The following is a 20,433-nucleotide window of genomic DNA, read 5'->3' as shown; positions in this document are numbered from 1 at the left end:
CCGGCGGGGGCGGTTCTGGGGGCTGGTGGTCAGCCCGCGGTGGCGTGGAAGGCGGCGTCCGGGGTCCGGCCGTCCTCGGCCTGCCGGGCGCGCTCGGCGAGCAGCCGGGCGAACGGGGTCAGGCCGGGCAGTGCGATCGCGGCGCCCGGGCCCGCGTAGTGCACGGACAGTAGCGTCGAGTCGACCCGGACCACCGTCTCCGCCGTCGAGTCGCCCCGGGTGCGGGCGGCGCTCTGGTCGCCGACCGGTGGGACGCCCGCCGGGGTCGCGTCGCCCCGGGCGTCGAGCAGGTCGAGCCGGGTGCCGAAGGCCCGCCCGGCCGCCTCGGCGGAGGCGAAGGTGACCACGGTGAACTGCACGGACGGCAGCGGGGTGGCGCTGAACGTCACGGTCGCGTAGGCGAGTTGCCGGTCGCAGGCGTCCGGGAGCAGGCAGGGCACGTCCGGCCCGCTGCCCGTCCCGGAGCGCGGCGCGCCCTCCACCCGCCAGCCGCCCGGCATCGCGGCCGTGTCCGGCAGCACGCTCTGCGCGCGGGACGGGTCGCGGATGGTCCGGGCGGCGTGGGCGAAGTCGGGCCCGGTGGGGCTCAGCAGCGGGCGCGAGCCGAGGTGGATCCCGAGCGCGACCAGTGCGGCGATCAGGACCAGGGCGAGGGTGACGAGGACGCCGGTGTTGCCGCGCCGGGCGGCCAGGGGCCGGGCGCCGCCGGTGGCCGGGTCGACCCGCAGCTGGACGGTGGTCGGGTCCGAACCCCGGCCGGTCCGTAGCTGGACGGTGCTCGGGCCCGCCGTCGGTCCGGTTCGCAGCTGGACGGTGCTCGGGCCCGCCGTCGGTCCGGTTCGCAGCTGGACGGTGGTCGGATCGGTCGGCCCGCCGAGCTCGGTGGTGGCCAGGTACTGCGCGAACCCCGGATCGGTGGCGAGCAGTCGGGTGACGGCTGCGGCCAGCTCGGCCCGCGCCCCAGGATGGTCCGGGCCGGCCTCGATCGCCGTGACCGCCCGCGCCCCCTCGGGCATCAGCCGCAGCCGGGCCCGTACCACCTCGGCCACCGCCTGCCCCGGGCCGCCGGGCGTGCCACGGGCCAGCCGTACCAGCGCCCCCACCACGCCCGGTACCAGTTCCCGGCCGTCCCCCATGGCAGCTCCCCCCCACCGTACGAGTCGTTGCCACCAGGCTCCCGGACGGGCGGCCGCGGCACACCCCCATCCGGTTGAACGGAGACGCAACTGCAACCGCTCCCGGACGTGGCGGGCACCCCGGCGGCCCACCGGCCCCGTCCGTCACGCGGAGGCCAGCTCCGCCATCACCGCCACCGGCAGGGCGGGGTTGGCGGCCGCCGCCCAGGTGGTGCGGGGGTCAGGGGAGGCCAGGCAGGCGGCCAGGGCGGCGGGGGAGGCGTTGGGGTGGGCGGCGATGGTGCGCAGGGCCTTGCCGGCCAGCGGCCGGAGCGCGGCGAGGCGCTCCAGCAGGGCGGCCGAGGTGCCGGGGTTGGTGGCGACGGCGGTCGCCACTCCGTGTCCGAACCGGTCGACCAGCGCGGAGAGTCGGGCGTTGTCAAGACCGGGGTGCGGGGCCACCGACTTGGCCACCCTGACGTCGGGGTCGGCGATCAGTCGGTCGCGGAGCTCGGCCGGCAGGTCACGGCGCTCGGCGACCAGCGCACGAACCTTGGGCTCCGGCGAGCCCGCGAGTGCGACGAGTTCGGCGGCGTCGGCGGCGGCGATCCGGGGGAGCAGGGTCGCGCCGATCTTGGTGACGGGGGCGATGCGGGCGAGCACGTCGAGCGGGACGCGCGGGTGGTGGGCGAGCGAACGCCGCACGCCGTAGCCGTCGTCCCCGGACAGCCGGTTCATCGGCGTCGCGTCGATCCCGGGGTTCTGCGCCAGGTTGGAGCGGACCCAGGGGATGTCGTCCTCCGCCAGCCGGTGGTACGTCTCGGCGGGCAGTCCGGGGTGGGTGGCGAGCGCCTGCCGGACCATCATGTGGTCGGCCACCAGTCGGGCGGCGGCCGCCCCCGGCGTCGCGGGGTTGCCCGCCGCCTGCTCGCGGACCGGCACCTCCGGATCGTCCAGCAGGGCGGTCAGCAGCTCTGCGGGCGCGGCCTCGTTCGCCGCGGCCCAGCGCCGCACCTTCGGCACGGGGTGGGCGGCCAGGCGTGCCAGCAGGCCCGGCCGGGTCGTGTTGATGGCCAGTTCGGCCACCACGTCGGTGTCCTCGTCGACGGCGAGGAGCTCGCCGGCCTCCTCCGGCAAGCCGTCGTAGGAGGCGAGCCGCTGCCGGAGGTAGGCGTCCGGGGACCGGGCCAACAGCCGTACCCAGGCCGGTTCCCCGCGGCCCTGCTCCAGCAGCGTGAGCGCCGGGTGCGGAAGGGTGAGCGGATCGACGTCCCCGGCGTGCAGCAGGCCGTTGCCGGCGAGCCGTAGCGCGGCGCCCTCGCACCGTTCGGCCAACTGCCGGACCTGCCCCGGGTCGAGGTCCGTCCGCTCCGCGAGCGCGCACGCCAACTCCTCGTCGGTGTCGGGGAGTCGAGCGAACAGCCGCCCGAGCAGCTCGGGCGGCAGTGCGGGGTTGCCGGCGACGGCGTGCAGCAGGGAGGGCATCCGCGCATTCTGCCCGCCGCCCGGCCGGGCCCGCTGCCGAATTTCGTGCGGGCCCGACCGGCCGCCGGCCCGGACCACCGCGATCGGGTGCGTGCCCGTCAGGGCGGCGCCGCGGGTCAGCGCACGGGTGCCGACATGTAGACGGCCCGCCGCCCGTAGCAGTCCGGCACCGCGACCTCCCGATGCGCCCGGTAGCCGAGCAGCCGCAGCAGGATGTCGGCGCCGCGCACCGCGACCATCGAGATCCGCTCGTACCCCGACTCCTCGGCCCGCTCCCGGAAGTGCCGCATGAATCCCAGGGCGACCTCCCGGCCGCGCAGCTCCTCGGCGATCACCAGGTCGTGCACGTGCAGGTTGGCCGAGGCGTACGCCGTCTCCTCCGGCCGGGTGAGGTCCGGGCAGCGCAGCGGCGGGTACGGCAGGCTCAGCAGGTAGCCGCGGACGACGCCCTGCTGCTCCAGCACGTAGCAGGTGTCCGGTGAGCTGCGGGCCCGGGACTGCAGCGCCTCCCGGCCCTCGGACAGGCCGTCGGCGGCGTAGGCGTCGTGTTCGAGGGCGACCACGGCGTCCCAGTCCCCGTCGGCCAGCCGCCGGATCCGGAGGTCCTCGCTCACCGGGTCGCCCCCTCCGCACCGGCGTCCGGGCCGGCCGGGCCGGTGTCCAGCCCCTGGGCGCGGGCGGCGGCCACCAGCGGCGCCCAGGCCTCCACCAGGACCGCCCAGCGCTCGGCGTCCTGCCGGGCCTCGTCCAGGAGCTGCCCGCGCCGCTCGGCCACCACGTCGGCGAGGTCGGCGTACTTGCCGCCCAGCTTGCGGTACGAGCGGTCCAGCACGTCCAGGCAGTGCTCGTTCCCGGACCGGTCCCAGTCGACGCTGCCGCGCACCAGGTCGAGGATCGGCTCGACCTTCAGCCCGTGCCGCTCGTCCAGCAGCCCGCGGCCGAGGTCGATCATGCCGCCGTAGACCGGGTACAGGTACAGCATCGAGAGCAGGAACTTGACGAACCGCATCTGGTAGCCGACGAAGCCGGCGCCGGTGCGGCGCTCGGGCGTGTAGTAGTTGACGATGTGGCGGTTGTGGACGACGCCGGGCAGCCGGGAGTGGACCATGGCGTGCAGCAGGGCGTAGTCGCTGCCGATGGTCTCGATCGAGGGCAGCAGCGGCAGCACCTCGTAGGCCCGGTGGTCCAGGGCGATGTTGCACATGTAGACGTCCCAGATGTCGGGCACGCCGAGGACGGACTCGTCGGTGCTGAACGGCTCGGAGCCGGCGCCCTTGAAGGAGACGTCCACCATCGCGTCCCGTTCCTCCTCCGACCACACCGGCGGGGTCCACAGCCGGACGATGTCGCGGTAGACGGCCGGGTCCAGCTCGTGGATCTCGCTGATGTCCACGTTGAGTTCGCCGATGAAGGAGCCGCTGACCAGCATCACCGGCTTGTCGGCGTCGGCCGGGTCGAGTTCGGAGCGGGACACCCCGGCCACCGCCTCGCCGGCCGGTCGGCCGATCGAGAGCAGCTCGTGGTGGATCGGGAAGACCTTCCGGCCGTCGACGACCTGGAAGTCGGCGTCGTCGTTGCGCAGGTGCGCCGAGGTGCAGTCGAGGGCGGCCGCGCCGAGGAAGAGCCGGTTGACGCAGGAGCCGTACGCGACGGCAGGCGGGAGCATCAGGTCGAGCAGCAGCCCGGGGTCGGCGGCGCCGGAGCGCTCGGCCACCCGGCGCAGGAACTCCCGCTGCCGCGCCTCGCCCAGGTGGTGGACGACCACGCCGGGGGTCGGCTCCAGCGCGGCCACGGCGCCCGCGTTCTCCGCGAACGCGACGGCGCCGGTGGTGTCGAGGATCAGGAGGTGCACCTCGACCCCGAAGTTCGCGACGGCGTAGGCCGCCTCCTCGGCGAGTTCCGCGATGGTCTCGGGGCAGGAACGCATGGTGGGCAGGGCGAGGCAGACTCTCTGCATGGCGGCGGCTCTCCGTCGGTTCGTCAGAATCGTTGCGGCAATGGCGATGTGAGGGCTGTGAGCGCACCACCGTGGACTAGACCACTTTCCAAGTCAACGATTGACAGGGCGGTCTCGGCGAGGTGGAATGCGCCCCCGCCCGGCGGCTTCCGGGGCCTCCGGGCTTTCCCCGGGCCCCCTTTCGGGCAGAACGGAGTACGGGGTCGGCGGCGCGCGCTGCGGGCCCCTGGCCCGCACGCCAGGACGAACTCCCCTCGATGATCCGAACGGCCGTGCGGATATGGGAGGTTCAACGCCGCAGATCCCACCGTCGGGGTCAATTCCCGACGCGTACCTGCCGATACCGGCAATGACGTCATTACGCCGTTCGGAGGAGCCAGCATGCCCGAACCGTGGCTGCCCGGTGCCGAGATCCACGACCTCGGCGACCACGCGCCGACCGACCACCAGTACCCGCCGAAGGCCATCGCCCACATCACCTGGGACCGCAACGCCACCGCCGCCGCACCGCAGGACTGGTGCTCCTACGAGGACCTCGTCGGGTACTTCACCGGCCCCGGCTCCGGCGACGCCCCGCACCTGGTCTGGGACCCGTTCAGCGGACGCACCGCACAGCTCTTCCCCGCCGACTCCCGCTCCAAGAGCCTCCTCAGCCCCGCCCAGAGCCCGACCCGCACCAACCGGGCCGGGCGGGTGGTGATCCAGATCGAGGCGGTGTTCTTCCCCTACTGCCGCCACCAGGGCACCGTCTACCCGCGGCTGGTCGACACCCCCTGCGCGGGCTGGGACCGGATCCACGCCTGGATCACCTCCTGGGGCGTGCCCGACCGGTGGCCGATGGGACGGCCGACCGACTTCTCCGAGCACCGCGACGAGCGGATCTGGGAGACCGCCGGCGGCTGGTACGCGCACGCCCACGTGCCGTTCAACGACCACGTCGACCCCGGGTCCTGGCCCGCCTTCACCGGCGGCTCCGGCTCGCCGTCCGGCCCGCCCTCCCAGCAGCACCCGGTGCCGCCCGCCGACCCGACCCCGGCCCGCTACCAGGTCACCGTCAACGGCCTGGCGTACGGCTACGGCGCCCAGGGCTACCAGGTGACCACCGTCGGCCGGGCGCTGGTCGCGGCCGGCTTCGGCAGCCACTACCGCTCCGGGCCCGGACCGACCTGGACGGACGCCGACACCGAGAACTACGCGGACTACCAGGCGAGCCTGGGCTACTCCGGGCAGGCGGCGGACGGCGTCCCGGGCGAGGGCTCGCTGCGCCGGCTGCTCGGCTACCTGCCCGGGCCGCGCACCGTCTCGCTCGCCCACGTCGTCGCGGCGGCGCGCACCGACCCGGGGGCGGAGCAGGGGCACCGGACGTACGGGGCCGAGGTGGCGATCGTCGAACAGGCCCTGGCGGACGAGGGGTTGCTCGAGCAGCGCTGGGTGGACGGGTCCTACGGGAGCCTCACCGTGACGGCGTACGCCGGGTGGCAGCGGCGCTGCGGGTACTCGGCGGGGGCCGCGGACGGGATCCCCGGGCGGGACTCGCTGCACCGGCTGGGCGCGGCGCAGGGGTTCGCGGTGACGGACTGAGGGGGTGGCGGCCTCCAGGGGATGAGCTGCTGCCGGGGGAGTCCGTCGGCCGGGTCGAGGCGCGGGACGTGCTCGCCCGGGAGCAGCCGAGGTCGCTTCCACCGTCGGATGCCCGACGAGGGGTGGGCGGGGGAGTCCGGGCACGTCGTCGGCCCGGCGGTCGGTGACGGCGCGCCCCGGCGCCCGCCCCGGCCTCCGCCCCGGCGCCGGCCCCCGGGGAATGCCCGGGGGCGGGCGGGCGTTGCCACCACGTGACCAGCGCTACGCGGCCCGCGACCAGGCTCTCCGTGCTCGACCGCTCCCGGACCAGACAGGGCGAGGAGCCGGCGCAGGCGCTGCGCGACACCGTGGCCTTCGCCCGTGAGGTCGAGCGGCTGGGTTACCACCGCTTCTGGGTCTCCGAGCACCACGGCGTGCCCGGGGTGGCCGGGTCGGCACCGACGGTCCTCGCCGCGGCGGTCGCGGCGGCCACCAGCCGGATCCGGGTCGGCACCGGTGGGGTGATGCTGCCCAATCACCAGCCGATGGTGGTGGCCGAGCAGTTCGGGGTGCTGGCGGCGCTGTTCCCCGGGCGGATCGACATGGGGCTCGGTCGCTCGGTGGGCTTCACCGACGGCGTCCGGCGGGCGCTCGGCCGGGAGAAGGACGCGGCCGACGACTTCGGCGGCCAGCTGGCCGAGCTGCTCGGCTACTTCGACGGCTCGCAGCAGGTTCACCGCGACGTCCACGCCCGCCCGGCCGAGGGCCTGCACGTGCCGGCCTTCGTCCTGGCCACCGGCGCGGGCGCCGACCTGGCCGCCGAGGCAGGCCTGCCGCTGGTCATCGCCGCCGCGCGCGGGGAGGAGCGGATGCTCGCCGCGATCGACGGCTACCGCAGCCGCTTCCGCCCCTCCGCGCAGGGCGCCGAGCCGTACCTGGTGGTCTCGGGCACGGTCGCGGTCGCGGAGACCGAGGAGCGGGCCCGCGAACTGCTCCTCCCGGAGGCCTGGGCCGGCGCCTACTCGCGCACCCACGGGGAGTTCCCGCCGCTGGCCCCGGCCGCCGAGATCCGGGCACGGAGGATGAGCGGCCGCGAGCGGGCCGCCTTCGAGCAGTCGCTCAAGGGCCATATCGCGGGCACCCCGGAGCAGGCCGCCGCCGAACTGGCCGCCCTGGTGGCCCGCACCGGCGCGGACGAGGTCCTGGTCGCCACCAGCACCTACGACCGCACCGCGCTGTACGACTCGTACCGGCTGCTGGCCGAGGCCGTCGGGCAGTACTGACCCGCTGCGGTTCGCGTCCGCCCCACCGTTGTGCGGCGGCCCGGGCGGATTTCTGACCAGGCCTGATGACCTGCTACTGTTCTTCTCGTCGAGGGGAGATGATCTTCCGAAACGAAGATTCCTCGAACATGCGTCAGCGGTGCTACCAGAGCACGTCCCACTTTCAGTGGGAAGAGTCCGTGCGATCCGGGCCTGGCGCTCCACCCGAAGGGGCCCGTTCCGTCCAGCGGAACGGGCCCCTTCGTCATGCCCGGTGCGTCATGCCCGGTGCGTTGTGTCCGGCTCGTCGCGCCCAGCTCGCCATGTTCGGCTCGTCAGGTCCGGCCGACCGGCCCGCCGTCGGGCGAGTCCTCTTATCGCACTTTCGCTCGCGAAACCCTGGGCTGCGGTCCGGTATCGGCCAAGGTCCCGTGCCAGGTGACCGATGAGTGACGGTCCGTAGTGGCCGACCGGCCAGCGGCTTTGCCGTGCGGGCAGGCCTGATGCAGCATCACACCTTGGCTGGAACTCGCCGCGCCTGGTGTGAATATGCCATTGGAATGTTCGTCATACGGAATCCGGCAGTAGCCTTCCGTGTCGAACCAGCCACTGCTGGTGGCGATCCGGCCGGAGTCGCGCTGCGCCCGGCCACCCAGACCCCCCCCTCGAAGGAGCCGGTGTGCCGGGTATCGACGAATGCCTCTCCGGAGCGATGGCGATCGCCGGAGCCCGCTCGGCGAGCCTGGTCGACTGGAGCAGCGGACTCGCCCTCGGCAGCCTGGGCGACAGCCCGGTCGGCGACCACGAGACCGCCGCAGCCGAGGCAACCGACTTGGTACGCGCGGCCGTTGAGAGCCAGACCTTCACCGTGGCGGAGAACCGGCGATCCCCGTTGGAGGACATCATCGTCACCGCGGGCCGGAGTTACCACCTGATCCGCTTCATCGACACCGTCTTCGACAGCCGCCTCGTCCTGCACCTCTGGCTCGACCGCGAGTCGGGCAACCTCGCCGTCGCCCGCTTCCGCCTCCAGGCCCTCGCCGAGGAACTGGTGCTGGGGTGAACACGAGGTCCGCACCGACCGTCGCAATCCGGCCGGCCGACCGCGCACCCGCCCCGCGCCCGGCCGGCCAGGACACCCCCCGGCGGTGGCCCGCATGACCGCCGCGCCGCCCCTGGCGGAACCGACCGGCCAGGTCGAGCCGACCGCCCCGAGGACCCCGGCCGAGGCCGTCGCCCTGCTCGCAGCCCGCCGCGCCACCGGCGCCCTGCGCGGCCCGCTCGGCATCCTCCACCTGGTCGACGGCCAGGTGGCCGCCGCCGAGTCCCCGCGCGCACCCGGCCTGGCCGACCTGCTCACCGGCTGCGGCCGGATCACCCCCGAGGAGTGGGCCGACCTCCTGCACCGCCACGGCCCGCAGGGGCGGGTCGGCGAGGTGCTGGTCGAACGGCAGCTGCTCACCCGCGGCGAACTCGAACTCGGCCACCTGGGAACGCTGTTCGACGCCGCCTACTTCGTCCTCGCCGACCGGGCCGGCGGCACCTGGCGGTTCGAGCCCGAGGCCCGGCACTGGCTGGGCCCGGTCGCGTCGGTCGACCCGGCACGGCTCGGCCGCGAGGTCGAGCGCCGACGCCGACTCCTCGACCGGATCTGGCCCTGGCCGCAGCTCGACACCGCGCCGGTGCGCCCGGTCGAGCACACCCGGCGCCCCTCGCACCGCCCACCCGGCCGCCGCCGGCGCGAACTGCTCGACCACGCCGACGGCCGAAGAACCCCGGCGGACCTGGCCCGGCTGCTCGGCCGCTCCGGCTTCGGCGTGACGGCGGACGTCCGCCGCCTGGCCGCCGCCGGACTGCTCGACGCCCCCCGGCACGCCGCGCCGCCCGCAGCACCCCCGCCCGCTGCGCCCCCGACTGCCGCACCCACGACGGCTGCGCCCGCCCGACCGGATGCCGTACCCGTCCAGGCGGCCGCCGTACCCGTCCGGCCCGGTGGCGGCCTGCACCGCAGGGTCCCCGGCGCCACCCTCCGCAACCTCCCGGGTGCGGGCCCCGCACCCGCCTGCGCCGTCACCACCGGCCCGGTAGCCCCCGTACCCGCCGGTCGCCCCGCAGTCCCCGCCCCCACGCGCTCCGACCGACCGCCCACCACGGCAGCGGCCCACCCGCTGACCGTCCCCGACCCGGACATCGCGCTGCTGACCCGGGTCCGAGACCTTCTGGAGGCCCGACTTTGAGCCACTCCCCGCCCGCGACCCCGTCGCCCCGGCCATGAGGCGGGCGCTCAAGCAGCGTGTCGGAAGGAGACAACTGATCGCCTTGGAGACCGAGCTGCTCGCCGAACTCCGCGCCGTCAAACGTCGCGTCCCGCACCTCGCGGGCGGCCTGGTGGCCAGCGTGGACGGCCTGCTGGTCGCACACGACACCCACGGGACCGAACCCTCGGGTCTGGCCGCGATGACGGCGGCCTCGCTCTCACTCGCCCAGCGGCTCGCCGACACCACCGGGCAGGGGGAGTTCCGCGAGTCGGTGGTGCGCGGTGAGCACGGCTACGTCGCCACCTACGCGGCCGGCGGCAGCTGCGTGCTGACCCTGCTGGCACTCCCGGAGGTCAACGTCGGCCGGCTCCACCTGGAGGCCCGCCGCTGCGCCCGGCACATCGCCGAGCTGCTCAACGACGCCCTGGTGCCCAAGGACCCGCGCGACGCGCTCTGACCCGCCCGGCCCCTGCCATCCGCCCGACCCGCCCGCCAACCACCATCACCCACCAATCGCCAACCGATCCACAGGAGTTGATCAGAATGACCGACGCAGCCGGCGCGCTCAAGCAGGCCATGACCGTCATCGAGGGCGCCATCGGCGCGGCCCTGGTGGACTACAACAGCGGCATGGCGCTCGCGACCCTCGACGGCCCCGGCGGCCTGGACCTCAACGTCGCCGCGGCCGGGAACACCGACGTGGTGCGCGCCAAGATGCGCACCATGGACATGCTCGGCCTCCAGGACGGCATCGAGGACATCCTCATCACGCTGAGCAGCCAGTACCACCTGATCCGCCCGCTCACCGGTCGCACCGGCAAGGGCCTGTTCCTCTACCTGGCGCTGGACAAGGGACGCGCCAACCTGGCGATGGCCCGCCACCAGCTCATCAAGATCGAGGCCGATCTGGAGGTCTGACCAGGCCCGGGCCCGACCCCGACCCGACCCCGGGGCCGGGCCGGGCCCCGGCCCCCGTGCCACGGACGAAGCCCCGGCGGCGGCTCACGCCCCGCCGGGTTCCGTCGCGCCCAGCCCCGTCGCGCCCAGCCCCGCCGCACCCAGCTCCGCCGCACCCGGCTCCGTCCACCGGACCTCCCCGCCGGCCAGCCCCGCGCACACCGCCCCCTCGGCGGTCAGCACGCTCCACGGCGCGAGCACCGCGTGCGGCGGGACGGACAGCGCACCGCCCTCCGCGAAGCCCAGCTCCAGGCCGCCGGCCTGGGTGATCCGGGCGGCGCCGACGGTCCGGCCGACCAGGGACAGCAGGGTGGGCGTCGGCCGGAAGGTCAGCGCAGGGAAGAAGTGCTCGACCTCCTCCGGCGCGGTGAACGACGGCGCCGCGAAGCGGAACTCGTGCGCCACCCGTACGGTCACCGGCCCGTCGAGCCGCAGGTCGAGCCGGACCCCACCGCTGACCGCTTCGACCCGACGGCCGGCCAGCACCTCAGTGATCGTGTTCTGCATGCCCCCAGTCTTCACCGGTTGACCGGTTCCCGACCACGGGACCGACCGGCCGTCCGCGCACCAGCTCGACCGGCCCGCCCGCCCGCTCCCGTGCCGCCAGCGCGGCCGCCACCCGGTCCCAGGACGGCCCGGACAGCAGCGCCCGCGCCTCGCCCGGGTCGCACAGCCGCCACTCCACCAGCTCCTGCTCCTGCAACGCGATCGTGCCGAGCAGTTCCTCGGTCACCGTGCCGCCGTCGTACACGTACACCAGCACGGCGGTGTCCCGGCCCGTCGCCGGATCGGCCCCGGGGCCGGCCGCCGTCCCCGGCTGCCAGTCCAGCGCCAGCAACCGCCCGGGCTCGACCTCCCAGCCCAGCTCCTCCCGGATCTCCCGGCGCGCCGCCGTGCGGGGCGTCTCCCGGTCCGCCTCCACCCCGCCGCCCGGCAGCGTCCAGTACGGCACCAGCCCGCGCGGCCCGTCCCACGGCTGCAGCCGCACCAGCAGCACCCGCCCGTCCCCGTCCGTGAACAGCGCCCGCGCCTTCGCCCGGATCCTCGGCCGGGTGGCGTAGTAGGTGCCCCGGTCCATCGGGGGCTCCGGCGGCCGCACCGCCGGCACCCCCAGCGCCGACCCGGGCACGGCGGCCAGCCCCGTGTACTCGGGGGCGGGCCCCTCGGCGGGCAGCACCCGCAGGGTGTGCCCGACCGGCCGGCTGTCCTCCAGCTCCAGCGGCCCGTCCGCCCGCGGCGCCCGCAGACAGGCCGTCACCCGCCGGGACAGCCGCGGCGGCAGGGCGCGCCCGGCCTCCTCCGCCGTCAGCCACACCCACCCGCCGACCTCCGCCGCGTCCGGCCGGATCGCGGCCACCTGCTCTGCCGTCAGCGGCTCGCCCCAGTACAGGTACGCCACGATCGGCGGCCGGGTCGGGGATATCGCCCAGTCGACGCACGCCAAGGGCCCCAGCCGGGGGGTGAACCCCAACTCCTCGGCGATCTCCCGCAACGCCGTCTCCCGCGGCGACCGGTCGGCGGGCTCCCACCCACCACCCGGCACCGCCACCGGATGCTTCCGGTCGTACGGCAGCCGCACCACCAACACCCGCCCGTCCCCGTCCGGAAACAACACCCCGGCCGCCGCCATAGTCTCCCGCCCCGTCACATCCGACGCCTGCACCCCGGCTCCTTCCACCGACTCGTCTCCCGGGGACGACATCCCCGCAGACCCGATGGTTCCCACCCCCCGACCGGCCCCCGCCGAGCGGCCCACCGCCCGGCGATGACGCAGCCCCACCCCCACCTCCGTCGAACCGCCGTCACCCGAGGGAGGCCAGGGCCTGGGCGGCCGCGCGGGCCATCTGTTCGTCGTGGCGTGCGCTCGATCCGCGCAGGCGGGCGGCGCCCTCCACGGCGGCGAGGGCGAGCAGGCCCGGCAGGAGGTCGGTGCTGCGGGCGGCGACCCAGCGGGTGCCGCGGGTGGCCATCCACCAGAGGTCGGCGGCGAGGCCGGGCGGTGGTTCGGCGGGTTCGGCGGCGGGTGGCGGGCCGAGGGGGTGTCCCCGGGTGGTGAGCAGTTCGTGGAACCGGCGGGCGATCAGGTGGTGCCCCTCGGTGCTGGGGTGGAGGCGGTCCACGCTGAGCAGCTGTCGCCGTTCGTACCAGGGGAGTTCGGCGATGTGCAGGTGTACCGCCCGGTGCCGGGCGGTGAGGGCGTGCACCACGGTGTTGACGGCGCGCATCCGTCGGGCGAGCGGCCGGGCGAGCGGGGCGGGCAGGCGGAGGAGGGTGCCGGGGTCGGGTAGGCAGGCGGTCAGCAGTACGGCGCCGTGGCCGGACAGTTCGCCGAGGGTGGCATCGAGTTCCAGGGTGGTGCGGCGGATGTCGAAGCCGGCCCGCAGGGTGTCGTTGCCGCCGACCAGGACCGCCGCCAGGTGGGGCCGGCGGGCCAGCGCCTTCGGTAGCTGACGTGTCGTCAAGTCGGCGGTCAGGGCGCCGCTGTACGCCAGGTTGGTGAACTCGACGGCCTGCTCCTCGGGCGCCAGTGACCGGGCGAGGACGGCGGCCCAGCCGCGCCACTGCTCGCCGACCTGGTCCCCGACGCCTTCCGTCAGCGAGTCGCCGAGGGCGACGAAGCGCAGCAGTTCGCCTGCCGCGGGTCGGTCCGCCGCCGTCCGGTCAGGCTCGGCGTCCAGCATGCTCATCCCAACCACCCTCCAGGGCATCGGAGTTCCGTACCTCTTCGGTCGCGTCCGTGCTCCGTGCTCCGTGTGCGGCCAGGAAGGCCGCCACCGCCGCGGGCCAGCCGTACCGTTCGGCCTGGGCCCGGGCGGCGGCCCGCCGGACGGCCTCCGGTCGGCGCAGCAACTCCGTGACGGCGGCGGCGAATCCGGCTCCGGTGTCGACGGCGGCCACCCCGGCGAGCCCGATCAGCCCGGGCAGCGCGGATGAGCGGCTGACCGCGACGGGGGTGCCGCAGGCCAGGGCCTCCAGCGCGGCCAGCCCGAAGGTCTCGACCGGGCCGGGGGCCAGCACCACGTCCGCACTGCCCAGCAGCGCGGCCAGCTCCGCGCGCCCGTTCAGGTGGCCGAGGAAGCGTACCGGCAGCCGCAGTCGCGCGGCCCGGGCGGCCAGCCGTTGCCGCAGCGGTCCGGTCCCGGCCACCACCAGGACGGCGGGCAGTCCGCGCGCACGCAGCCGGGCCAGCGCCTCGACGGCGCGCTCGGGCCGCTTCTCGGCGGAGAGTCGGGAGCAGAGCACCAGCAGCACGTCCTCGGGCGCCGCGTACCGGGCCCGTGCCGCCGCCCGTCCGGCCGCGGGCAGCGGACGCATCGCGGCCAGGTCGACCCCGAGCGGTGCCCGGACCAGGTTGGGCGCGCCGATCCGGCGGAACTCCGCCGCCGCCCAGTCGGTGGTGCAGAGCACCGAGTCGTAGGCGCGGGCCGTCGCGGTGTTGAGCCGGTCGGCGGCCGCGACGGCCAGCGGGCCGGGAGCGCCCCAGGTGCGCAGCAGCCCGGTGGTGCTCTCGTGCGAGACCATCACCGAGCGGACGCCGTGCCGCCGGGCCCAACCGCCGGTCCAGCGCAGGGTCGTACGGTCGGAGACCTCCAGCCGGTCAGGGCTGAGCCGGGTCAGTTCGGCGGCGACCGCGCGCCGGTCGGCGAGCAGCCGGTAGCCGCCGCTGCCCGGCAGCACCGGGCCGGGCAGGGTGACCACCAGGCCCTGCTCGGTCTCTTCCTCGGAGCGCCGCTCGCCGGGCACGATCAGCACCGGCCGGTGTCCGGCGGCCCGGTACCCGGCGCCCAGGTGGCGCAGTGCGGTGCGCAGGCCGCCGGAGACCGGGGTGACGAAGTTGGCGAGCCGCACGATGGTCAGCGGTCCGCGGCGGGGCAGGGGCGTCATGCCGGCAGCTCCTCCGGCAGGGCGGGCACCACCGGCACCGGTGGCGACACCGGCAGCACCGGTTCGACGGAAGCCGGAGCCACATCCGCCGCCACCGCCGCCCCCACCCCCCGGTGCTCCGCCAGCACCTCGGCGTAGTGCCGCAGCAGCAGGTCCCCGACCGCCTCCCAGGTCCGGGCGGCCACCTCGGCCCGCCCGGCGTGGCCGTACGCGGCCCGCCGGGCCGGGTCGGCGGCCAGTTCGGCGACCGCCCGGGCGACCGCCGCGCCGTCCCGGGGCGGTACCAGCAGTCCGGTGCGGTGGTGGGCGACCAGGTCGAGCGGGCCGCCGGCGGCCGGGCCGATCACGGGGACGCCGCTGGCCATCGCCTCCTGGATGGTCTGGCAGAAGGTCTCCAGCGGGCCGGTGTGCACGAACACGTCGAGCGTGGCGAAACATCGCGCGAGTTCCGCGCCGGTGCGGCGTCCGAGGAAGACCGCGCCGGGCATCGAGGCCTTGAGGCCGGGCGCCGAGGGGCCGTCCCCGACCACCACCACCCGCACCCCGGGCAGCGCGGACGCGGCGGCCAGCAGGTCGACCCGCTTCTCCGGCGCGAGCCGCCCGACGTAGCCGACCAGCACCTCCCCGCCGGGGGCGAGGGCCCGGTGCAGCGCCTCGTCCCGGTGCCGGGGGTGGAAGCGCACCGAGTCCACCCCGCGCGGCCACAGCTGGACCCGGGGCACCCCGTGCGCGGTGAGGTCCTGGGCGGCGGGGGTGGACGGCGCCAGCGTGCGTGCGGCGGCCCGGTGCACGGCCCGGATGCGCCGCCAGGCGGCGGCCTCGCCGAGCCCCCGTCCGGCCCGGTAGGCGTGGGCGTACCCGGCGAGGTCGGTCTGGTAGACGGCGACGGCGGGCACGCCGAGCCGCGCCGCGACCTGCATGCCGCGCGCACCCAGCACGAAGGGGCTGGCCAGGTGGACGAGGTCGGGCCGGTGCCCGGCGAGCGCGGCCGCCAACTGCCGGCTCGGCAGGGCGATCCGCACCTGCGGGTACCCGGGCAGCGGCATCGACGGGATCCGCACGACGGGGATCCGCTCCGCGTCGGCGCCGGAGCCGAAGGTCTGCGGCGGGCACTGGGAGCCCCGCGCCGGTGCGGGGGTGACGACGAGGGGCTGGTGGCCCCGGCGGAGCAGGTGCTCGGCCGTCCGCAGCACGCTGTGGGCGACTCCGTTGACCTCGGGAGGAAAGGATTCGGTGACGATGGCGACGCGCATGCCTGTGTTGTCTCCGCGCACGGCGTGCACCCGGCCAAAGGGATCTGTCGTACAAGCGAACGCGGGTCGGCGATTTGCACCGCCGACCCGCGTGTCGTCCCAGCTGCCGCCTCAGGCCGAGCCGGCCGTCTCCTTGAGCTCCGCGTACGGCGCGAGCTTGCGGATCGACTCGATGCTCCTCAGACAGTCGTCCTTGCTCTCCTGCGGGTCACCGGTCACCACGACGGACCCGTTGCTCGCCTTGAGCCGGAACCGGTGCATCCCGCTCTCGTCCGTGTACAGCTCGAACCTTCCAGCCATGCCCTCAACAGCCTTTCGCTCGATGGCCCCCTGGCACCGCAACCTAGGCCCCGTCCCGCCGGCCCGCCCGCCGACCGGGGCGTTCGGGTCAGGCGGCTTCGGGGGCGGCGGTGGTGTCGGTCGGTCGGGGCCGGCGGCCGGCCAGCCAGACGTAGACCAGGATGCCGGCGAACAGGAACAGCACGCCCTGGTAGACGGCGGCGTAGCCGGCGCCGGCCAGGAGCCAGATGGAGAAGGCGAAGGCGCCGAGGCCGAGGACGGCGTCGCGGACGAGGTGGGCGCTGCTGACCTTGTCGGTGGCGCCGCGGACCAGCCAGTACAGCTGGGCGGCGGTGGACAGCAGGTAGGGCACGACCGCGGTGAAGGTGGTGATCAGGACCAGCACGTCGAACGCGCCCTTGGCGCCGCTGGCGAAGTTGGCGATGGTCAGCACCGAGGCGAGCGCGACGCTGACGAGCACGCCGAAGGTCGGCACGCCGCGCTTCTCCTTCCCGAAGGCGGCCGGGAACAGCCCGTCCTTGGCGGCCGCGTACGGTGCCTGGGCGGCCAGCAGGGTCCAGCCGTTGAGCGCGCCGGTCATCGAGACCAGCGCGGCGACGGCGATCACGGTGCCGCCCCAGGTGCCGCCGAACATGGCGTTCACGGCGTCCGAGAACGGCGCGGTGGAGTCGACCAGTTGCTGGTGCGCGACGGTGCCGAACACGGCGAGGGTGCCCAGCAGGTAGACGACCGCGGCGCCGCTGGTGCCGAGGACGCTGGCCCGGCCGACGTTGCGCTCCGGGTCGCGGACCTGGCCGGCGCTCATCGCGGCCGACTCGACACCGACGTAGCTGAACATCAGGATCGCCGCGGCGGCCGTCATGCCGCCCGTCCAGCCCTGGCCGCCGGCGTCGAAGGGCCCGATGTTCTTCGGGTCGAAGAAGAACAGTCCGCCCACCGAGATCAGCAGCAGCGGGATGAACTTCAGTACGGTGGAGACGAGTTGGACCGCCCCGACGTACCGGGTGCCGGCCAGGTTGGCCAGCGCGGGCAGCCACTGGAGGGCCAGCGCGGCGATGATCTCCAGCGTGAGGTCGTGGTGGATCGGCAGCAGTACGTCCAGGTAGCCGACGGCGGCGACGGCGAGCGCGGCGTTGCTGACCACGGCGGTGATCCAGTACGACCAGGCCGACAGGAAGCCGGCGAAGTCGCCGAAGGCCTCGCGGGCGTAGAGGTACGGACCGCCGGTGCGCGGGTTGCGGCGGGCCAGCTGCCCGAAGACCAGCGCCAGTGCGATCGAGCCCACGGTGATGACGACGAAGGCGAGCAGGCTGACCGTCCCGAAGGGTGCCACGGCGGCCGGGATCATGAAGATGCCGCCGCCGATGATGTTGCCCATCACCAGGGCGGTGGCGACGGGCAGCCCGAAGCGGCCGTTCTTCGCGGGCTCGGGGGTGACCTGGGCCGGGTCGACCGGGTCGGGGCCGGTCGGGCCGCTCGGTCGGGTCGCCTGCCGGGGTACGGCCGGGCTGCTCTGCATGAGGGTGGTGCGCCTTTCGTGGTCCTGCTCGCGCTCGGTGGAGCGACCGTTCATGCTCGGACCGGGCGGCGCCTCGCACCAAATCGGTGGGATTTGTTCATCCAGCCCGGCCGATCACCGCAAGACTTGCGGTCGCTGGCCGTCCGGACGGGCGCTCGTCCGGCGTGTCCCGAGCGGCCGTTCGACCGGCTATGCACGCGTACGACCGTGTTCGTCCGGTCGGGGGAGATGCGTCACCCGGATGCCGCAGCGTGGTTGCGGCGCGCATGGCGGCCGCGGATTCGTGTGCAAACGTTGCCCCGGCGCCTCCCGGAGGGGCGTCGCCCGGCCTGCCCGGCGGCCGTACCGGCCGTTCCCGGAGGCGGGTCGAGGGACCAGAATCGGACCAGAGGACATCTGATGTCGCTTCGTGGAAACATCCGCAAGCTCGCCGTGATCGCCGCCGTGGCCGGTGCCGCCGCGCTCGCCGCGCCGGCCCCGGCGATGGCCTTCAGCGCGTCGCACTCGTCGACCGCGCAGAGCCTGGAGTCGGGTTCGGCCGGTGTCGGCCTGTTCGGCCCGCACGCCAGCTGGCTCAACGTCCACTCGGACACCGAGGACGACTCCATCAGCGGCTGAAACGCCTGACCAGTCGGTCGTCGTTTGAGGGGTGAGCCCGGGGACCGCCACAGCGGTTCCCGGGCTCACGTCCGTCCCGGACACGTCCCCCGGGCGCTCACGTTCCTCCGGCCCCGGGCCCCTCCGGCCCCTTCCGCTCCGCCGTCACCGCGTCGGACGAACGGCGCGACAACCGCCCCGGCCACCACATGTGCCGGTCCAGGTCCATGGTCAGCGCGGTGACCAGCACCGAGCGCACCACCAGGGTGTCCAGCAGCACCCCGAGCGCCACCGCGAAGCCGATCTCGGCCAGTCCCACCACCGGCAGCGTCCCCAGGACGGCGAAGGTGCTGGCCAGGATCAGCCCGGCCGAGGTGATCACCCCGCCGGTCGCGGACAGCCCGATCAGCGCACCCTGCCGGGTGCCGTGCCGGGCGGACTCCTCCCGCACCCGGGTCATCAGGAAGATGTTGTAGTCGATCCCCAACGCGACCAGGAAGACGAAGACGAACAGCGGGAAGGCGTTGTCCTCGCCCTGGAAGTGGAAGACGTGCGTGAAGAACAGCGAGCTGATCCCGAGCGCCGCCGCGTACGACAGCACCACGGTCGAGATCAGTACGAGCGGCGCCGTGACGGCCCGCAGCAGTACGGCCAGGATCAGCAGCACCACGCCGAGGACCAGCGGGATGATCGCCCGGTTGTCGTTCCCGGCGGCCCGCCCGGCGTCCAGGATGACGGCGGTGTTCCCGCCGACCCGGGCGTCGGCACCCGGTACGGCGTGCACGGCGGCGCGCACCCGGTCGACGGTGGCCTTGGCGGCCTGGCTGTCCGGCGGGTCGGTGAGGGTGGCCTGGAACAGCGCCCGCCCGTCGCGCACCACCGGCGGCGAGGTGGCCGCCACCCCGGCGGTGGACTGCGCGGCGGCTCGTACGGCCGGGGCGCCGGCCGCGGCGGAGAGCACGGTGAGCGGCGCGCCCGTCCCGCCGGGGAAGTGCTGCTCCAGCACCTGCTGGCCGACCACCGAGTCCGGCTTGCCGGTGAAGGAGGCGGCCGTGCTCAGCCCGTTGGCGTTCAGTGAGACCAGCCCGACGCAGCAGGCCGCGAGCGCCAGCGCCGTCCCGACCCACACCTTGCGCGGCCGCCGCCCGATCCAGGCGCCGACGTGCGCCCAGCGGCCGGTCCGGGTCGGCTCCGGCGTGCCGTAGGCCGGCCGGACCGGCCAGAACACCCAGCGGCCGACGATCACCAGCAGCGCGGGCAGCAGGGTCAGCATCGCCGCCAGGGCGACCACGACGCCGATCGCCAGGACCGGGCCGAGGCCGCGGGTGGAGTTCATCTCGGCGATCAGCAGGCAGAGCATCGAGGCGACCACGGTGGCCGAGGAGGCCAGTACGGCGGGCCCGGCCCGGTGCAGGGCGTACGCCATCGCCTCGTGCCGGTCCTCGTGCCGGCGCAGCTCCTCCCGGTAGCGGGCGGTGAGCAGCAGGGCGTAGTCGGTGCCCGCGCCCAGCACCAGGACGATCAGGATGCCCGCGCTCTGCGCGTTGACGGTCAGCCCGGCGTGTTCGGCGAGCAGGTAGATGAAGGCCTGGGAGACGGTCAGCGCGCCGCCGGCGGAGAGCAGCGGCAGCAGCCACAGCACCGGGCTGCGGTAGGTGAGCAGCAGCAGGACGATCACCACGCTGATGGTGGCGGCGAGCAGCGAGCTGTCGATGCCCGCGAAGGCCTTGGCCTGGTCGGCGGCGATCCCGCCGGGGCCGGTGACGTGGGTGGTCATGCCGTGGCCGTTGGCGGCCGCGGTCTGCCGCAGGCTGTCCACGGCCGGTTTGAGGTCGTTCCAGCCGTTGCTGCCGACGTCGATCGGCACGATGGTCTGCATGGCCCGGCCGTCGGCGGACAGCACCGGGCCGATCACCGGCCCGACCACGTGCGGCACGGTGGCGAACCGGACGGCCTCGCGGGCGGCCTCGGCCCGGTCGTCGGGGGTGATGCCGTCGGTCCGCTGGTAGACGACGACGGCCTGGGCGGTGTCCACCGGCTGGAAGGCCCGCTGCTCGGTCAGCACCCGGGTGGATTCGGCGCTGCCCGGCAGCCAGCTGGACGCCTGGTTGTCCTCGGCGCCCATCAGTTTCCCGGCCAGCGGGCCCAGCGCGATCAGCAGCACCAGCCACAGGGCCAGCACCACCCACTTGCTGCGGTGCCCGCACGGCAGCGCGGCCAGTTTCCGAGTCGTGGACATGCATCCACCCCCAGGTGGCAGTGACTCGTTCCAGCCTGCCACCGCC

Annotated in this window: 19 protein-coding genes; 7 read left to right on the top strand and 12 right to left on the bottom strand. The window is 75.0% G+C overall.

Annotated elements, in window-relative coordinates:
- Positions 1-29: 29 nt before the first annotated feature.
- The 4 genes from ABTY61_RS16435 to ABTY61_RS16420 form a co-directional block, all read right to left on the bottom strand.
- Positions 30-1,136, bottom strand: a complete 1,107-nt coding sequence (locus ABTY61_RS16435; protein WP_350505665.1) for a hypothetical protein — start codon at positions 1,134-1,136, stop codon at positions 30-32.
- 144 nt (positions 1,137-1,280) lie between these two features.
- Complete coding sequence (locus ABTY61_RS16430) at positions 1,281-2,600, bottom strand: hypothetical protein (protein ID WP_350505664.1); 1,320 nt, start codon at positions 2,598-2,600, stop codon at positions 1,281-1,283.
- A gap of 116 nt (positions 2,601-2,716) precedes the next feature.
- On the bottom strand, positions 2,717-3,214 hold the full coding sequence (locus ABTY61_RS16425; protein ID WP_350505663.1) for a GNAT family N-acetyltransferase: 498 nt from the start codon (positions 3,212-3,214) through the stop codon (positions 2,717-2,719).
- A complete protein-coding gene (locus ABTY61_RS16420; RefSeq protein ID WP_350505662.1) occupies positions 3,211-4,557 on the bottom strand; it encodes a DUF6271 family protein in 1,347 nt (448 codons plus the stop codon). Before ABTY61_RS16420 ends, ABTY61_RS16425 begins: the two co-directional genes overlap by 4 nt.
- Before the next feature lie 381 nt (positions 4,558-4,938).
- Here ABTY61_RS16420 and ABTY61_RS16415 point away from each other — a divergent pair, with 381 nt between their 5' ends.
- From ABTY61_RS16415 to ABTY61_RS16390, 6 genes are all read left to right on the top strand, one after another.
- A complete protein-coding gene (locus tag ABTY61_RS16415) occupies positions 4,939-6,138 on the top strand; it encodes a peptidoglycan-binding protein (RefSeq protein ID WP_350505661.1) in 1,200 nt (399 codons plus the stop codon).
- A 251-nt stretch (positions 6,139-6,389) separates the two neighbouring features.
- Complete coding sequence (locus tag ABTY61_RS16410; RefSeq protein WP_350505660.1) at positions 6,390-7,400, top strand: LLM class flavin-dependent oxidoreductase; 1,011 nt, start codon at positions 6,390-6,392, stop codon at positions 7,398-7,400.
- A gap of 658 nt (positions 7,401-8,058) precedes the next feature.
- Positions 8,059-8,442 (top strand): hypothetical protein, encoded by a 384-nt coding sequence (locus ABTY61_RS16405; protein ID WP_350505659.1) that lies wholly within the window; start codon positions 8,059-8,061, stop codon positions 8,440-8,442.
- Between the two features lie 94 nt (positions 8,443-8,536).
- Entirely contained in the window at positions 8,537-9,616 is a 1,080-nt protein-coding gene (locus tag ABTY61_RS16400) for a hypothetical protein (RefSeq protein ID WP_350505658.1), read from the top strand.
- A gap of 82 nt (positions 9,617-9,698) precedes the next feature.
- The gene (locus tag ABTY61_RS16395) at positions 9,699-10,094 is read left to right on the top strand and encodes a roadblock/LC7 domain-containing protein (RefSeq protein WP_350505657.1); all 396 of its coding nucleotides are present in this window, start codon (positions 9,699-9,701) and stop codon (positions 10,092-10,094) included.
- An 86-nt stretch (positions 10,095-10,180) separates the two neighbouring features.
- The gene (locus ABTY61_RS16390; RefSeq protein ID WP_350505656.1) at positions 10,181-10,555 is read left to right on the top strand and encodes a hypothetical protein; all 375 of its coding nucleotides are present in this window, start codon (positions 10,181-10,183) and stop codon (positions 10,553-10,555) included.
- 84 nt (positions 10,556-10,639) lie between these two features.
- Here ABTY61_RS16390 and ABTY61_RS16385 read toward each other — a convergent pair whose 3' ends face one another.
- The 7 genes from ABTY61_RS16385 to ABTY61_RS16355 all read right to left on the bottom strand — a co-directional run bounded on the left by ABTY61_RS16385 (position 10,640) and on the right by ABTY61_RS16355 (position 17,551).
- On the bottom strand, positions 10,640-11,101 hold the full coding sequence (locus tag ABTY61_RS16385; RefSeq protein WP_350505655.1) for a DUF6188 family protein: 462 nt from the start codon (positions 11,099-11,101) through the stop codon (positions 10,640-10,642).
- Positions 11,082-12,257 (bottom strand): NUDIX hydrolase, encoded by a 1,176-nt coding sequence (locus ABTY61_RS16380; RefSeq protein ID WP_350505654.1) that lies wholly within the window; start codon positions 12,255-12,257, stop codon positions 11,082-11,084. The genes ABTY61_RS16385 and ABTY61_RS16380 overlap by 20 nt, the downstream gene beginning before the upstream one ends.
- A 139-nt stretch (positions 12,258-12,396) precedes the next feature.
- Complete coding sequence (locus ABTY61_RS16375) at positions 12,397-13,281, bottom strand: SGNH/GDSL hydrolase family protein (RefSeq protein ID WP_350505653.1); 885 nt, start codon at positions 13,279-13,281, stop codon at positions 12,397-12,399.
- Positions 13,256-14,479 carry a glycosyltransferase gene (locus ABTY61_RS16370; RefSeq protein WP_350505652.1) on the bottom strand — a complete coding sequence of 408 codons (1,224 nt, stop codon included), beginning with the start codon at positions 14,477-14,479 and terminating at the stop codon, positions 13,256-13,258. The genes ABTY61_RS16375 and ABTY61_RS16370 overlap by 26 nt, the downstream gene beginning before the upstream one ends.
- Positions 14,476-15,732: a glycosyltransferase family 4 protein gene (locus ABTY61_RS16365; RefSeq protein ID WP_350505651.1), complete on the bottom strand. Its 1,257-nt coding sequence runs from the start codon at positions 15,730-15,732 to the stop codon at positions 14,476-14,478. The genes ABTY61_RS16370 and ABTY61_RS16365 overlap by 4 nt, the downstream gene beginning before the upstream one ends.
- A 111-nt stretch (positions 15,733-15,843) precedes the next feature.
- Positions 15,844-16,032, bottom strand: coding sequence for a YegP family protein (locus tag ABTY61_RS16360; RefSeq protein ID WP_350505650.1), 189 nt, complete (start codon positions 16,030-16,032; stop codon positions 15,844-15,846).
- 88 nt (positions 16,033-16,120) lie between these two features.
- Positions 16,121-17,551 (bottom strand): amino acid permease, encoded by a 1,431-nt coding sequence (locus tag ABTY61_RS16355; RefSeq protein WP_502895331.1) that lies wholly within the window; start codon positions 17,549-17,551, stop codon positions 16,121-16,123.
- Between the two features lie 399 nt (positions 17,552-17,950).
- On the opposite strand from ABTY61_RS16355, the gene ABTY61_RS16350 reads away from it, so the two are divergent.
- Positions 17,951-18,169, top strand: a complete 219-nt coding sequence (locus ABTY61_RS16350; RefSeq protein ID WP_350505648.1) for a hypothetical protein — start codon at positions 17,951-17,953, stop codon at positions 18,167-18,169.
- A gap of 97 nt (positions 18,170-18,266) precedes the next feature.
- Here ABTY61_RS16350 and ABTY61_RS16345 read toward each other — a convergent pair whose 3' ends face one another.
- A complete protein-coding gene (locus tag ABTY61_RS16345; protein WP_350505647.1) occupies positions 18,267-20,387 on the bottom strand; it encodes an MMPL family transporter in 2,121 nt (706 codons plus the stop codon).
- Between the last annotated feature and the right edge of the window lie 46 nt (positions 20,388-20,433).

The sequence above is a fragment of the Kitasatospora sp. NPDC096128 genome (genome assembly GCF_040303105.1).
GTDB lineage: Bacteria > Actinomycetota > Actinomycetes > Streptomycetales > Streptomycetaceae > Kitasatospora.
This window is presented reverse-complemented; position numbering and strand designations above follow the sequence as displayed.

Bases quoted from the DNA above. Each gene is read 5' to 3' on its own strand.
- ABTY61_RS16435 (WP_350505665.1), bottom strand. From the start codon at position 1,136: ATGGGGGACGGCCGGGAACTGGTACCGGGCGTGGTGGGGGCGCTGGTA.
- ABTY61_RS16430 (WP_350505664.1), bottom strand. From the start codon at position 2,600: ATGCCCTCCCTGCTGCACGCCGTCGCCGGCAACCCCGCACTGCCGCCC.
- ABTY61_RS16420 (WP_350505662.1), bottom strand. From the start codon at position 4,557: ATGCAGAGAGTCTGCCTCGCCCTGCCCACCATGCGTTCCTGCCCCGAG.
- ABTY61_RS16415 (WP_350505661.1), top strand. From the start codon at position 4,939: ATGCCCGAACCGTGGCTGCCCGGTGCCGAGATCCACGACCTCGGCGAC.
- ABTY61_RS16400 (WP_350505658.1), top strand. From the start codon at position 8,537: ATGACCGCCGCGCCGCCCCTGGCGGAACCGACCGGCCAGGTCGAGCCG.
- ABTY61_RS16390 (WP_350505656.1), top strand. From the start codon at position 10,181: ATGACCGACGCAGCCGGCGCGCTCAAGCAGGCCATGACCGTCATCGAG.
- ABTY61_RS16385 (WP_350505655.1), bottom strand. From the start codon at position 11,101: ATGCAGAACACGATCACTGAGGTGCTGGCCGGCCGTCGGGTCGAAGCG.
- ABTY61_RS16375 (WP_350505653.1), bottom strand. From the start codon at position 13,281: ATGAGCATGCTGGACGCCGAGCCTGACCGGACGGCGGCGGACCGACCC.
- ABTY61_RS16370 (WP_350505652.1), bottom strand. From the start codon at position 14,479: ATGACGCCCCTGCCCCGCCGCGGACCGCTGACCATCGTGCGGCTCGCC.
- ABTY61_RS16365 (WP_350505651.1), bottom strand. From the start codon at position 15,732: ATGCGCGTCGCCATCGTCACCGAATCCTTTCCTCCCGAGGTCAACGGA.
- ABTY61_RS16360 (WP_350505650.1), bottom strand. From the start codon at position 16,032: ATGGCTGGAAGGTTCGAGCTGTACACGGACGAGAGCGGGATGCACCGG.
- ABTY61_RS16355 (WP_502895331.1), bottom strand. From the start codon at position 17,551: ATGCAGAGCAGCCCGGCCGTACCCCGGCAGGCGACCCGACCGAGCGGC.
- ABTY61_RS16350 (WP_350505648.1), top strand. From the start codon at position 17,951: ATGTCGCTTCGTGGAAACATCCGCAAGCTCGCCGTGATCGCCGCCGTG.
- ABTY61_RS16345 (WP_350505647.1), bottom strand. From the start codon at position 20,387: ATGTCCACGACTCGGAAACTGGCCGCGCTGCCGTGCGGGCACCGCAGC.